General features: G+C 48.7%; 12 protein-coding genes, 1 tRNA gene and 1 other RNA gene. 11 read left to right on the top strand and 3 right to left on the bottom strand.

Annotation, left to right across the window (positions count from 1 at the left end; translation table 11 throughout):
* From ACTRXG_RS07775 to ACTRXG_RS07725, 11 genes are all read left to right on the top strand, one after another.
* Complete coding sequence (locus tag ACTRXG_RS07775; RefSeq protein ID WP_474261391.1) at nucleotides 1–933, top strand: ABC transporter ATP-binding protein; 933 nt, start codon at nucleotides 1–3, stop codon at nucleotides 931–933.
* A 126-nt stretch (nucleotides 934–1,059) separates the two neighbouring features.
* Nucleotides 1,060–1,152 (top strand) — tRNA-Ser (locus ACTRXG_RS07770).
* Nucleotides 1,153–1,235: 83 nt separating this feature from the next.
* A complete protein-coding gene (gene tadA, locus ACTRXG_RS07765; protein ID WP_474284522.1) occupies nucleotides 1,236–1,721 on the top strand; it encodes a tRNA adenosine(34) deaminase TadA in 486 nt (161 codons plus the stop codon).
* Between the two features lie 86 nt (nucleotides 1,722–1,807).
* Entirely contained in the window at nucleotides 1,808–1,978 is a 171-nt protein-coding gene (locus ACTRXG_RS07760) for a YycC family protein (protein ID WP_322525327.1), read from the top strand.
* An 87-nt stretch (nucleotides 1,979–2,065) separates the two neighbouring features.
* An RNA gene (gene ffs, locus ACTRXG_RS07755) (signal recognition particle sRNA large type) lies at nucleotides 2,066–2,331 on the top strand.
* A 152-nt stretch (nucleotides 2,332–2,483) separates the two neighbouring features.
* The gene (dnaX, locus tag ACTRXG_RS07750) at nucleotides 2,484–4,235 is read left to right on the top strand and encodes a DNA polymerase III subunit gamma/tau (RefSeq protein WP_474284521.1); all 1,752 of its coding nucleotides are present in this window, start codon (nucleotides 2,484–2,486) and stop codon (nucleotides 4,233–4,235) included.
* A gap of 18 nt (nucleotides 4,236–4,253) precedes the next feature.
* Nucleotides 4,254–4,565, top strand: a complete 312-nt coding sequence (locus tag ACTRXG_RS07745; RefSeq protein WP_022792923.1) for a YbaB/EbfC family nucleoid-associated protein — start codon at nucleotides 4,254–4,256, stop codon at nucleotides 4,563–4,565.
* Between the two features lie 11 nt (nucleotides 4,566–4,576).
* A complete protein-coding gene (gene recR, locus ACTRXG_RS07740) occupies nucleotides 4,577–5,173 on the top strand; it encodes a recombination mediator RecR (protein WP_091615138.1) in 597 nt (198 codons plus the stop codon).
* Nucleotides 5,174–5,183: 10 nt separating this feature from the next.
* The gene (locus ACTRXG_RS07735; protein ID WP_474284520.1) at nucleotides 5,184–5,414 is read left to right on the top strand and encodes a YaaL family protein; all 231 of its coding nucleotides are present in this window, start codon (nucleotides 5,184–5,186) and stop codon (nucleotides 5,412–5,414) included.
* Between the two features lie 93 nt (nucleotides 5,415–5,507).
* The gene (locus ACTRXG_RS07730) at nucleotides 5,508–6,398 is read left to right on the top strand and encodes an ROK family protein (RefSeq protein ID WP_474284519.1); all 891 of its coding nucleotides are present in this window, start codon (nucleotides 5,508–5,510) and stop codon (nucleotides 6,396–6,398) included.
* A 191-nt stretch (nucleotides 6,399–6,589) separates the two neighbouring features.
* On the top strand, nucleotides 6,590–7,432 hold the full coding sequence (locus ACTRXG_RS07725; protein ID WP_474261205.1) for an aldo/keto reductase: 843 nt from the start codon (nucleotides 6,590–6,592) through the stop codon (nucleotides 7,430–7,432).
* Between the two features lie 71 nt (nucleotides 7,433–7,503).
* Here ACTRXG_RS07725 and ACTRXG_RS07720 read toward each other — a convergent pair whose 3' ends face one another.
* From ACTRXG_RS07720 to betB, 3 genes are all read right to left on the bottom strand, one after another.
* On the bottom strand, nucleotides 7,504–8,712 hold the full coding sequence (locus ACTRXG_RS07720; protein WP_474284518.1) for an iron-containing alcohol dehydrogenase: 1,209 nt from the start codon (nucleotides 8,710–8,712) through the stop codon (nucleotides 7,504–7,506).
* A 102-nt stretch (nucleotides 8,713–8,814) separates the two neighbouring features.
* Complete coding sequence (gene betA / locus ACTRXG_RS07715) at nucleotides 8,815–10,500, bottom strand: choline dehydrogenase (RefSeq protein WP_474284517.1); 1,686 nt, start codon at nucleotides 10,498–10,500, stop codon at nucleotides 8,815–8,817.
* A gap of 207 nt (nucleotides 10,501–10,707) precedes the next feature.
* Nucleotides 10,708–12,174: a betaine-aldehyde dehydrogenase gene (gene betB / locus ACTRXG_RS07710; protein ID WP_474261202.1), complete on the bottom strand. Its 1,467-nt coding sequence runs from the start codon at nucleotides 12,172–12,174 to the stop codon at nucleotides 10,708–10,710.
* Between the last annotated feature and the right edge of the window lie 242 nt (nucleotides 12,175–12,416).

The following is a 12,416-nucleotide window of genomic DNA, read 5'->3' as shown; positions in this document are numbered from 1 at the left end:
ATGAGTGATGAGAAATTACTGGAAATCAAAAATCTGAGTCAGCACTTTAAAACAGGCAGAAAGAGTGTCGTTCGGGCAGTCGATGGCTTGAATTTTGATATATATAAAGGTGAAACGTTTGGCCTTGTAGGAGAATCGGGCTGCGGAAAGTCAACGACCGGGCGCTCGATTATCCGCCTGTATGAAGCGACTAGCGGCGAGGTTTTGTTCAAGGGAGAAAATGTGCAGGGGAAAAAATCCAAGGCGGAGCTGAAAAAATTTAACCGCCAGATGCAGATGATTTTCCAGGATCCATATTCCTCGTTGAACCCGCGGATGAAGGTCATTGATATTATCGCGGAAGGCATTGATATTCACGGACTTGCAAAGGATAAAGAGGAGCGGCGTCAACGTGTGTATGATCTGCTAGAAACGGTCGGGCTGAGCAGGGAACACGCGGAGCGCTATCCACACGAATTCAGCGGGGGCCAGCGCCAGCGGATCGGGATCGCGCGGGCGCTTGCTGTGAAGCCGGAATTTATCATTGCCGATGAACCTATTTCGGCTCTCGATGTGTCGATTCAGGCACAGGTCGTTAACTTAATGAAAAAGCTTCAGCGGGAAGAGGATTTAACGTACTTGTTTATTGCCCACGACTTGTCCATGGTAAAATATATCAGCGACCGTATCGGTGTCATGTATTTTGGACGTCTGGTAGAGCTTGCTTCGAGTGAAGAGCTTTACAGAAATCCACTGCACCCGTATACGAAATCGCTTCTATCCGCGATTCCACAGCCGGATCCGGTACACGAACGCACAAGACGCCGGCTTGCTTATAACCCGGAAGATCATGACCAGAGCGAAGAGCCTGAATTCCGGGAAGTAACAAAGGATCACTACGTGCTGTGCACAAGTAAAGAATTTGAAGAGATGCAGCAGCAGGCACCGGTATAAAATATATCTCCCCGTTCCATAAGCCGTAGAGGAACGGGGAAATTTTCTTTCTGTATGGGTTGATCAACGGTTGGGCCTGTGCTATGATTATCGTTGTCAGTCACCAAGCTACATATTTTTCAGCACGGAGGAGTACCCAAGTCTGGCTGAAGGGAGCGGTCTTGAAAACCGCCAGGGGCTTTGCGGCCCGCGGGGGTTCGAATCCCTCCTCCTCCGCCATTAATTTACCAGTGATAACTGCCCGAGACGGCAGTTTTTTTTAACGCCACTATCCGTTACGAGTGAAAAGAGGGCAGACGGTAATGGATCTACATACATATTGGATGCAGGAAGCCATCCGCGAGGCAGAGCAGGCAGAAGCAGCTGGAGAAGTGCCGATCGGTGCGGTCATCGTTTATCAGAATGAAGTGATCGGTCGGGGACGGAACAGGCGTGAGGAAGATCAGCAGGCCTCTGCTCATGCTGAGATGATTGCCATTCAGGAAGCCTGTACGTTTTTAAACAGCTGGCGGCTTGAGGAATGCACGCTTTACGTTACGCTTGAACCGTGTCCGATGTGCGCAGGGGCTATTGTGCAGTCCCGGGTGCCTTCCGTCGTTTTTGGAGCGTACGACCCAAAGGCAGGCTGCGCCGGAACGCTGATGAACCTGCTTCAGGAGGAGCGCTTTAATCACCGCTGTGACGTCATTCCCGAAGTTGAAAGCACCACCTGTGCAAGTCTTCTCACGTCATTTTTCCGGCGAATGAGAGATAAGAAAAAGAATAAAAAGAAAGAAAACGGGGAATAGCTCTACAGTCGTTTAATTCTATTTGGAATATAGAAGCAGGCCGTGCTATATTTAACAAAATTATTGAATAAACAGGAGGTTTTCCAGTGCGTTCAAATCAATTTACCGTGGAAACGGCGCAAAAGCTTTCCGAAAAGCTGAATGTTCCGGCTGAGCAAATCATGCATACACCACCTCATCTGATTAAAGAAAAAATTGCCGAATGGGAAGAAAAAGAAGTCGGTAAAAGCTCTTGTAAATCCATGTCTGCCGATTAAACTTCACCGGTTGCATATTATCGAAAAAATAGATATACTTATTAATGCGCTTCAATTAGAAGTGCCTAAATATAGTGAACCCATTTGCCGTGCTAAGTGGGGAGGTAGCGGTGCCCTGTACTTGCAATCCGCTATAGCAAGACCGAATCCCTTTCCGAGGCTTTATTTTTGTAGGGTCTGCCCTGCGTAAGTGGTGTTGACGTCCAGGTTCTGCGCAACGGAAACCCGCGAACCCTGTCAGGTCCGGAAGGAAGCAGCAGTAAGCGGACTCTTCCGTGTGCCGCAGAGCTGCCTGGACCGAGCAAACTGCGCAGGTAACGCTTATGAAAATATTGTCGAAGAAAGGTGCACGGCTCTATAAACATATCAGCTAAACGATTCCGTTTCAGGGGTCGTTTTATTTTTATATTTGCATGCCTCCTCAGGTCGTTTGAGTTTTGAAAATACCTTTATAAATAGGTATAATGGACAGAGGAAGAAACGGAAAAGAAGGGGGGAAACATGGTTGGGCTATCAAGCTTTATACCGGATGTGGCGGCCGCAGCTGCTCGAAGACGTAGTGGGCCAGGAACATATTACAAAAACGCTTCAAAACGCCCTCGTGCAGGAAAAATTCTCCCATGCTTACTTATTCAGCGGTCCAAGAGGAACAGGAAAAACGAGTGCCGCTAAGATCTTCGCCAAAGCAATTAACTGTGTGCAGGCTCCGACAGCTGAACCATGTAACGAGTGTGATGCCTGCAGAGGCATTATGGACGGTTCAGTCGTTGATGTGATAGAAATTGACGCTGCCTCCAATAACGGAGTGGATGAAATTCGTTATATCCGCGAAAACGTGATTGCCGCTCCGAGGGATATCCGTTATAAAGTGTATATTATCGATGAGGTGCACATGCTGTCGACCGGGGCTTTCAATGCGCTGCTGAAAACATTGGAAGAGCCTCCGAAGCATGCTGTTTTTATTTTGGCTACCACGGAGCCGCATAAAATTCCGCTTACAATTGTTTCCCGCTGTCAGCGTTTTGATTTTAAGCGTATCCAGCCGGAGACGCTGGTCGAACGCATGAAATATATACTTGAGGAGCAGCAGGATTCGGCAGAGGAGCAGGCACTTTACCTGATTGCCCGGGCGGCGGAAGGTGGAATGAGGGATGCCCTCAGCCTGCTTGACCAGGCAATGTCGTTTGCTGAAGATGCGGTACAGGCAGAAGACGTACTGGCCATTACTGGTGCCGTTTCGCAGCAGTTTTTGACAGATACCGTGCGTGCATTGAAGGAACAGAATACAGCTGAAGCGGTGCAGGCAGCTGACCGTCTGGTAAAGGAAGGCAAAGATCCGGTTCGTTTTATGGAAGACATCATCTACTATCTCCGGGATATGCTGCTGCACCAGGCAGCTCCGGGGATGCAGGAGCTGCTGGACCGGGCTACACTTGATCAGGAATTTGAATCCCTGTCTTCTGATGTCCCGGCAGAATGGATTTACCAGATGATTGATCAGTTAAATAAAATTCACCAGGATATGCGCTGGTCGAGTCATCCTAAAATCTTTTTGGAGGTTGCGCTGATTCAGTCCTGCCACCTCTCTTCCGGCGGTACCGCCCCGGTGGCAGAAAGCAGTATTTCGGATGACAGAACTGAGCGTCTCGAAAACCGTATTGCGTCGCTTGAAAAAGCATTGAAAGAAAAACCAGGGCCCCCGGCAGCTTCGGTTCAGGAAGCTCCGGCAGCTGAAGAGCCGAAGCCGGAGCCGGCCAGGCGTGCTTCCAAAAAAGGAGCTTCTTCTTCCCCGTCACAGGGTAAAGTCAAAGAGATTCTAAAGACAGCGACGAAGCAGGACCTGCAGGACCTGGCCAATCAATGGAACAATGTGATGAATGCGATGCGGGCGAGAAGCGTGCCCGGACATGCCTGGCTGAACAACTCTAAACCAGTGATTGTGAATGAAACAGCCGTGCTTTTGGCTTTTAAAAACGAAATGCACCGCAACATGATTGAAACAAAGTTCCGCCAGGAAGTTATCGACGCCCTTCGGGAAATCACAGGGAAAGAACTGGAGCCATACACGATCCTTTCAAATGAATGGGAAAGGGTTAAGGAAGATTATAAGCAGCATCAGCAGGAAAATGGAACGGAAGCAGCAGAGAGCGAAGAAACCGAAGCTCCGGAAGATTCACAGGAAGAGGCGCCGGATCCGTTGGTGGAAGAAGCAGTGAAGCGCTTCGGCTCTGATTTTGTCGAAGTTGTGGATCACTAATATGAGGAGGAATTTATAATGAAAAACCAGGCAAATATGATGAAGCAGATGCAGAAAATGCAGAAGGATATGCAGAAAGCTCAGGAAGAACTGAAGGAAAAATCGGTAGAAGCAACTGCCGGCGGCGGAGCTGTAAAAGTAGTAGCTTCCGGGGATAAACAGATTTTAGACATTGAAATTGACGAAGATGTTGTTGATCCGGACGATGTTGAAATGCTTCAGGACCTTATGCTTGCAGCAATGAACGAAGCGCTGAAGAAAGTGGATGAGCTTGTTGAGCAGGACATGGGGAAATTTACTAAAGGAATGAACATTCCCGGAATGTTCTAGGAGGAGATCAGGTGCAGTATCCGACACCTATTTCGCAATTAATCGACAGCTTTATGAAGCTGCCCGGCATCGGCCCGAAAACGGCCGGCCGGCTGGCTTTTTATGTATTAGATATGAAAGAAGACGATGTTCTCGAATTTGCCAAAGCGCTTGTTAATGCAAAACGGGAACTGACGTATTGTTCGGTCTGCCACCACATTACTGATACGGATCCATGCTATATCTGTCAGGACAAGCAGCGTGACCGCTCTATCGTATGCGTCGTGCAGGACGTTAAAGACGTTATAGCGATGGAAAAAATGCGGGAATTTTCAGGGCTGTACCACGTGCTGCACGGGGCGATTTCCCCGATGGACGGTGTCGGGCCCGAGGATATTAACGTGCCGGATCTGTTAACCCGGCTGCAGGACGAGCAGATTCAGGAAGTGATCATCGCGACGAACCCGACTATTGAGGGAGAAGCTACAGCTATGTATATTTCGAAGCTGTTAAAACCAACTGGTATGAAGGTGACAAGAATTGCTCATGGTCTGCCAATCGGCGGGGATTTGGAATACGCTGATGAAGTAACATTATCAAAAGCCATTGAAGGACGTCGCGAGCTGTAGGGGGATCTGTATGCCATTGAAAAAGAAGCTTAAAAAACAGGAGCTCGAACGGCTGAAGGACCATCTCTACGATGCGAAGGAAAAAATGGAGCAGTATCAGCAGCTGTTGAATAAAAGCGTGGAGCCGTCGGAAGAGCTTACGATCCAGTTTAAAATTCATCAGGCCAAGTATGTTTTTTTACTCAAAGAAGCAAGGCATCAGAGGTATGAAGTAAAAACAAGCCCGTTTATTCGGAATTAATACAAAAAAGCCGCTTTAGGCTTCTGGGATATCCGGAATCTGAAGCGGCTTTTTACATAAATTTAAGGGCTGTTTCCAAAAGTGAGGATAGGGATGGATACTTATTTAGCTGTAGATATAGGCGGTTCATTTATTAAATACGGGCTTGTATCTGAACATGGAGATATTGTTCAGGAAGGAAAAATCAAAACACCTGAAACTATACGCGATTTAAAGAAAGAAGTAGGGCATTTGGCAGAACAGCCGACTCCCTTAAAAGCTGTGGCGGTTAGTCTGCCTGGGGCAGTTACTGGCACAGGCTTCATTGAAGGCTCAAGTGCTCTGCCTTATTTACACGGACCGAATATTAAAGAATTGTTTGAAGAAGCGACCCTGCTCCCTGTTTATATGGAAAATGACGCGAACAGTGCGGCTTACGCAGAAGTATGGAAAGGAGCAGGGACACAGGTGCGGGATATGCTTGCTGTGGTTATCGGCACAGGTATCGGCGGAGCCATTGTAAAAAACGGGGAGTTGCATCGCGGCGCTCATCTGCATGGCGGGGAATTTGGTTATATGCTTTTAAACAGTGCAGCTTCGGGTGAAGAAGACACCTGGAGCAGCCTTGCTTCCACGCAGGCATTAGTGCAGAGATTTGCCAAAGCAAAACAACATCCTGTAGAGAAATATTCAGGAGAAGAAGTCTTCCATTTGGCAGATAAAAAGGACCCGGACGCTCTCAAGGCAGTAGATGAATTTTATTATTATCTGGCAGTCGGAATTTATAATCTTCAGTATATGTATGATCCGGCGCTAATTACGATCGGTGGCGGTATTAGTGCCAGAGAAGACCTTATCGAGCACATCAACGGTAAGATAGATGTTATTTTGAAGCACCTGCCAATAGCTACTTTAAAGCCTGAGCTTGCTGCTTCCAGATTTCGCGAGCATTCCAATCTGCTTGGAGCGGTATATCACGCCATACGTGAGCAGAAAGAGCGCTGAAACAGAGATAAGACTTTTGGATATTTCGCTGCAAAGCGTATAAGCTGTGCCGGAATGTTTGTTTTCGGGAATTTTTAAAAATACTGTATTTCTGTCTTTGCTCAGGTTAATAAACCTTCCGGAAAGGGAAGAGAACTACCGAACAAAAGCATGAACATATTTCGAGCTTTCAGGGAAAGGATGAGTTATTGATGAATAGTTCAATTCCGGAAATCCGTCTGAATGATGGCCTGACGCTTCCAGTCATCGGTTTTGGGACCGCGGCGGTGATTGGAAACGAGGGCGCTAATGCTGTGGACCGGGCGATTCATGCAGGCTATCGTCTGATCGATACGGCATACAACTATGAAAATGAGGGTACGATAGGAGAAGCTGTGCGTCGCAGCTCTGTACCGAGGCAGGAGCTCCGGATAACGTCCAAGCTGCCAGGACGCTATCAGAAATATGAAAAGGCCGTGCCGGCAATCCAGGAATCGCTGTACCGCGCAGGGCTGGATTACTATGATCTGTATTTGATTCATTGGCCGAATCCGAAGCAGGGGCATTACGTTGAAGCATGGCAGGCGTTGATTGAGGCTAAAAAATGGGGGCTTGTCCGCTCCATCGGGGTATGTAACTTTTTGCCGGAACACCTGGAACATCTTGAAAAAGAGACAGGCGTGAAGCCGAGCATCAATCAAATTGAACTGCACCCGTATTTTAATCAGGAAGAATCAAGAAAATGGCACGAAAAGCATGACATCCAAACCGAATCCTGGAGTCCGCTGGCAAAGGCGAGCGATGTACTGCAGGATGAAACGCTTCGTAAAATAGCAAATAATCATAATAAAACGGTATCTCAGATTATTCTGCGCTGGCATTACCAGCTGGGCACAATACCGATACCGAAATCGATGTCGCCCCGCCGGCAGATTGAAAACCTTTCGATCTTTTCCTTTTCGCTCGATGAGCGCGAAATGGAAATGCTTGCTTCGTTGACTCAGCCGGACGGGCGCATAAATGATCAGGACCCAGCGGTATACGAAGAGTTTTAAACCTGTGCTATATAATATAAAAAAGCCGGAAAGAGGGCGCTCCTCTTTCCGGCTTTTGCGTAAGGATAATATTAAACGGTTTTTGGCACCTGATGGAAGCAGCGCTTGTAGATCCACTCGTAGTCGGACACTTTCAAGTCGCGGGGATTGCCCTCTGTCTGCGGGTCATTCATTGCTTCTTTGGCAAGACGCTCGGTCATGTCAGGATTTACACCCTGCTCTTCCAGAGAAGGAATGTCGAGCTCTTCTGCGAGATCATACATATACTGGACAGAAGCTTTAGCTGCTTCTTCGGTGCTCATGCGTGCGGTGTCGATGCCAAATGCCTGGGCAACACGTGCAAAACGCTCCGGGGCACCTTTCCAGTTGTATTCCATTACCGGTCCCATCATAGCTGCGACGCACTGGCCGTGTGCTACTGGAATCATACCGCCAAGTGTCTGGCTCATGGCATGCGCAGCACCAGCAGATTCACTGCCGTAGGAAAGACCTGCAAGCATTGCAGCCTGTGCCATGCCGTAGCGGGCTTCAAGGTCTTCACCGTCGGCATAGGCACGGCGGATGTATTTTGCAGCGTACTCAATCGCAAGCAGCGCGACCGCATCTGTCACAGGCTGGGCGAATTTCATTGTATAGCATTCCACTGCGTGAGCAATCGCATCAATACCGGTCATGGCAGTTACATGCGGAGGCATGGAAACATGCAGCTCCGGATCAATGATGGTTACGTATGCCGGGATGAGCGGGCCGCCAGTGTTAAATTTAAATTCGCGGTCTTCGTCTGTGATCACCGCCCACTGGGTTACTTCAGAGCCAGTGCCTGCTGTTGTCGGTACAGTGATGAATGGAGGAATGCGGCGCTCCAGCGGCTTTTTGCCCTCAGCAGCTTCATAATCTAAAATCGAGCCTTCGTGGGTAGCTTCAACGCCAATCGCTTTTGCGGTATCCATCGAGCTTCCGCCGCCGACAGCAATCAGACCATTGCAGTTTTCTGCTGTGTAAAATTTGGAGCCTTCTTCAATAAGGCGTACGGGAGGGTTCGGCTCTACTTTGTTAAAGAGAACGACCTCTACACCGGAAGCTTCAAGGTTTTCGATAACAGGCTTTGTTACGCCTGCATTATGGATACCCGGGTCAGTGACGAGCAGTACTTTGTCAGAGCCGAGGGCTTTGATTTCTTCACCAATATGTTTGATGGCACCGATGCCGTGTTTGATTGCTGTTGGCATTTCAAATGTGTGATAGCTTAACATGCTTTCGACTTTCATGTTCATGCTCATGGGAAAATCCTCCTTAATGAATGAAAAAAGATCCTTTTTTCCAAAGCGAGGGCTTTTACAAGAAGCTGCACTGGATAAAAAGAATCCTTTTTATATTTTATTTTAGGACTTAATTGTCCCTGCATCCGACGGATCAACGCCGTGACGATAAAATTTTGTATGCATCGGTTCGAGCGGCTCACGCTCAAGGATCAGGTCCGCTGCTTTTTCAGCGATCATGAGTACCGGTGCATGAATGTTTCCGTTCGTCACATAGGGCATGACGGAGGCATCCACGACGCGAAGATTGTCGACACCATGTACTTTCAGCGTCTTCGGATCAACAACGGCCATTGGGTCTGAAGCAGGCCCCATTTTCGCAGTACCGCTCGGGTGCAGCGCCGTTTCGGCATCATTCGCAACCCATTCCAGAATTTCTTCGTCTGTCTGTACAGCGTCCCCTGGAGCGATCTCTCCAGAATTGAATGGTTTCATGGCTGGTTGTGCCATGATTTCACGGGAAATGCGGATCGCTTCAACCCATTCGCGTCTATCCTGCTCCGTGGAAAGGTAGTTGTACACCATGCTTGGATGCTCCCTTGGATCCCTGGAGCGGATCTTCAGGCTTCCTCGTGCATCAGAATACATTGGCCCAACGTGCACTTGGAATCCGTGCTTTGTATCTGCTTTCTTGCCGTCATAGCGTACTGCTACCGGGAGAAAGTGGAACATTAAATTCGGATAAGGAACAGTCTCGTTAGAGCGGACAAAGCCGCCTCCTTCAAAATGATTCGACGCTGCGGGACCTTTACGGCCAAGCAGCCACTGCAGGCCGATCCAAGGCATTTTCAACTTATTCAAGCTTGGCTGCATGGAAACCGGCTGCGGGCAGGAATACTGAATATATGCTTCCAAATGGTCCTGCAGATTTTCACCGACACCCGGCAGATCAACGACCGGCTCGATTCCAAGCGAACGCAGGTGTTCTGCGTCCCCGACACCGGAAAGCTGAAGCAGCTGCGGAGAATTGATCGCGCCACCGGAAAGAATGATCTCTCCTGCGTTCACCTTCAGCGTTTTGCCGTTGTGTTGATAGGTTACACTTTCTGCCTTTGTCCCGTTAAAATCTATGCTTTCAACAAACGCACGGGTTCTTACGGTAAGGTTTTTCCGATTCATGACCGGGTGTAAAAATGCCCGGGAAGCAGACATTCTTCTGCCTTTATGGATATGCTTATCAAATGGCCCGAATCCTTCCTGGCGGTAACCGTTCACGTCCGGTGTGCGCGTATAGCCTGCTTCTACAGCTGACTCAAAAAACGCCTCGAACAACGGGCTCGTTGCTGGTCCCCGTTCCAGCTTAAGCGGACCGTCCTGACCTCGGAACTCGTCTCCTTCTTCAGCTGCCAGCGCGTTTTCCAACCGCTTGAAGTATGGAAGACAGTGCGCGTAGTTCCACTCCTCCATACCTTCGTCTGCACCCCATCGTTCATAATCGAGGGGATTCCCGCGCTGATAAATCATGCCGTTAATAGAGCTGGATCCGCCGAGTACTTTTCCTCGCGCATGCTTAATGCGCCGGCCGTTCATGTATGGTTCCGGATCAGACAGATACTTCCAGTCATAGAGACTCTTTCCTGCAGGGAACGGCAGCGCCGCCGGCATCTGAATCAGTAAGTCCCACGCATAGTCACTTCGCCCTGCTTCTAGTACAAGCACGCTATTATTTCTATCTGCGCTTAACCGGTTCGCAAGTATAGATCCTGCACTTCCTCCACCAATAATTACATAGTCAAATGTTTCACTCATATTGTGCACCCCCAAAGATTTTCTTTGTTTAACGATGTGTGTGAAGCTATATAATAACTTTTGATCCAACTATGTTATTTCGTGGAGAGTTATTAATAAAATGATACTTACTCAACATAAAAAAACGAGAAATGATTTATAGAGTTTATGTCTATAGGAAGGCGTCAGCCCGCGTAAGCGGAAGACGCCGTATTTTTTGCTGGTTTTTTAGAAAAAATTCAGAGCTTCCGGGTTCGTGTTACGGAAGATGTGTTTGGTTTCGGTGTACTCTTCCATGCCGACCTTGCCAAGCTCACGGCCGATGCCGGACTGCTTGTAGCCGCCCCAAGGCGCCTGGGCAAAATAAGGATGGAAGTCATTGATCCAGACGGTGCCAAGACGGAGGCCGGAGGCCACCCGCTCGGCTTTGCTGATGTCGGTGGTAAACGTAGCGCCGGCAAGGCCGTACACTGTGTCGTTCGCTTTTTCCACGGCTTCTTCTTCCGAAGTGAAGGTTTCCACGGTAAGTACCGGGCCGAAGATTTCTTCCTGCACAATTCTCATGTCGGAGCGGCAGTCAGTAAAGATTGTCGGCAGAAGAAAGAACCCTTTTTGGAGCGTTTCGTCGTCTGGGCGTCCGCCGCCGACCGCAACGGTTGCTCCTTCCTGTTTACCGATGTCGATATAGTTTTCGACCTTGCTCAGGTGCTCTGCGGAAATAAGCGGTCCCATCTGTGTTTCTTCATTCTGACCGCTGCCGAGACGAATGTTTTTCACCCGATCAACGATCGCGTTAACGAAATCGTCATGGATAGATTCCTCCACCAAAAGCCGTGCTCCGGCGGAACAAACCTGTCCGGCATGAAAAAAAGCGGCGTTTAGCGCCTGGTCCACGGCAAGATCGAAATCCGCATCGGCAAAAACAATGTTAGGGTTTTTACCACCGAGCTCAAGGGCGATTTTTTTCATATTGGAGGTGGCGGACTGCATGATTTTACGGCCGGTTTCAATACCGCCTGTAAAGGAAATCAGGTCCACGTCCACGCTTTCAGAAAGCTCCGCACCGACGTCGGTGCCTTTTCCGAGCACAAGGTTGGCCACGCCTGCCGGAAGACCGGCTTCTTCCATCAACTGAAATACCTTGACGGTCGTAAGCGGCGTAATTTCACTTGGTTTGACGATAATGGTGTTTCCCGTTGCAATAGCCGGTGCGATCTTCCAGGATGCCTGCAGCAGCGGGTAGTTCCAAGGGGTGATTTGACCGCATACGCCGACAGGTTCACGGACAACTTTGCTGTCGGAATTGGGCAGTGGAGAAGCGATATATTCGCCGCCGTCTTTATCAGCAAGTCCGGCAAAATAGTGGAACACTCCGGCGATATCGTCCATATCAGCACGGCTTTCGGTCATTGTTTTACCTGTATCGAGCGTTTCGAGCTCTGCGAGTTCTTCCTTATCCCGCTCAATGAGCTGGGCGACCTTTAATACATACGCTCCGCGCTCCGAAGCGGAAGTAGCGGCCCATGGTCCTTTGTCAAATGCCCGGCGGGCAGCCTGTACGGCTTTTACAGCGTCTTCACGGGAGCCTTCGGCTGCCTGCGTAATAACGCTTTGGTCAAGCGGATTAATAATGTCCCGGGTTTTGCCGTTAGCAGCGTCGACCCATTCGCCGTCAATATACATGCGAATATCCATATGTGTATGCCTCCTAGTCGTTAACTTTGTTAAAAAAATATTTAACGTTTTGAATAACCTAAATCTATCAGCTTTCAATTATCTTGTCAAAGACCTGCAGGGAAATTTTCATCCAGCGCCCGGAGTCATTACCCTGAAATAAATAAATTTTAAAATTTTTATTAGGCTCTCTCGCGCGTGCGAGTATATCCGAAGCCTTTTTATTTCCCGGGGAATGCACATAAAGATTACATTCCAATATT

The organism is Marinococcus sp. LNSP9103-4 (assembly GCF_056034345.1).
This window is presented reverse-complemented; position numbering and strand designations above follow the sequence as displayed.

What these genes read in the sequence shown, in the direction of transcription:
- ACTRXG_RS07730 (WP_474284519.1), top strand. Translation starts at nt 5,508, where the DNA reads ATGGATACTTATTTAGCTGTAGATATAGGCGGTTCATTTATTAAATAC.
- ACTRXG_RS07775 (WP_474261391.1), top strand. Translation starts at nt 1, where the DNA reads ATGAGTGATGAGAAATTACTGGAAATCAAAAATCTGAGTCAGCACTTT.
- ACTRXG_RS07735 (WP_474284520.1), top strand. Translation starts at nt 5,184, where the DNA reads ATGCCATTGAAAAAGAAGCTTAAAAAACAGGAGCTCGAACGGCTGAAG.
- betB (WP_474261202.1), bottom strand. Translation starts at nt 12,174, where the DNA reads ATGGATATTCGCATGTATATTGACGGCGAATGGGTCGACGCTGCTAAC.
- ACTRXG_RS07720 (WP_474284518.1), bottom strand. Translation starts at nt 8,712, where the DNA reads ATGAGCATGAACATGAAAGTCGAAAGCATGTTAAGCTATCACACATTT.
- ACTRXG_RS07725 (WP_474261205.1), top strand. Translation starts at nt 6,590, where the DNA reads ATGAATAGTTCAATTCCGGAAATCCGTCTGAATGATGGCCTGACGCTT.
- ACTRXG_RS07745 (WP_022792923.1), top strand. Translation starts at nt 4,254, where the DNA reads ATGAAAAACCAGGCAAATATGATGAAGCAGATGCAGAAAATGCAGAAG.
- tadA (WP_474284522.1), top strand. Translation starts at nt 1,236, where the DNA reads ATGGATCTACATACATATTGGATGCAGGAAGCCATCCGCGAGGCAGAG.
- betA (WP_474284517.1), bottom strand. Translation starts at nt 10,500, where the DNA reads ATGAGTGAAACATTTGACTATGTAATTATTGGTGGAGGAAGTGCAGGA.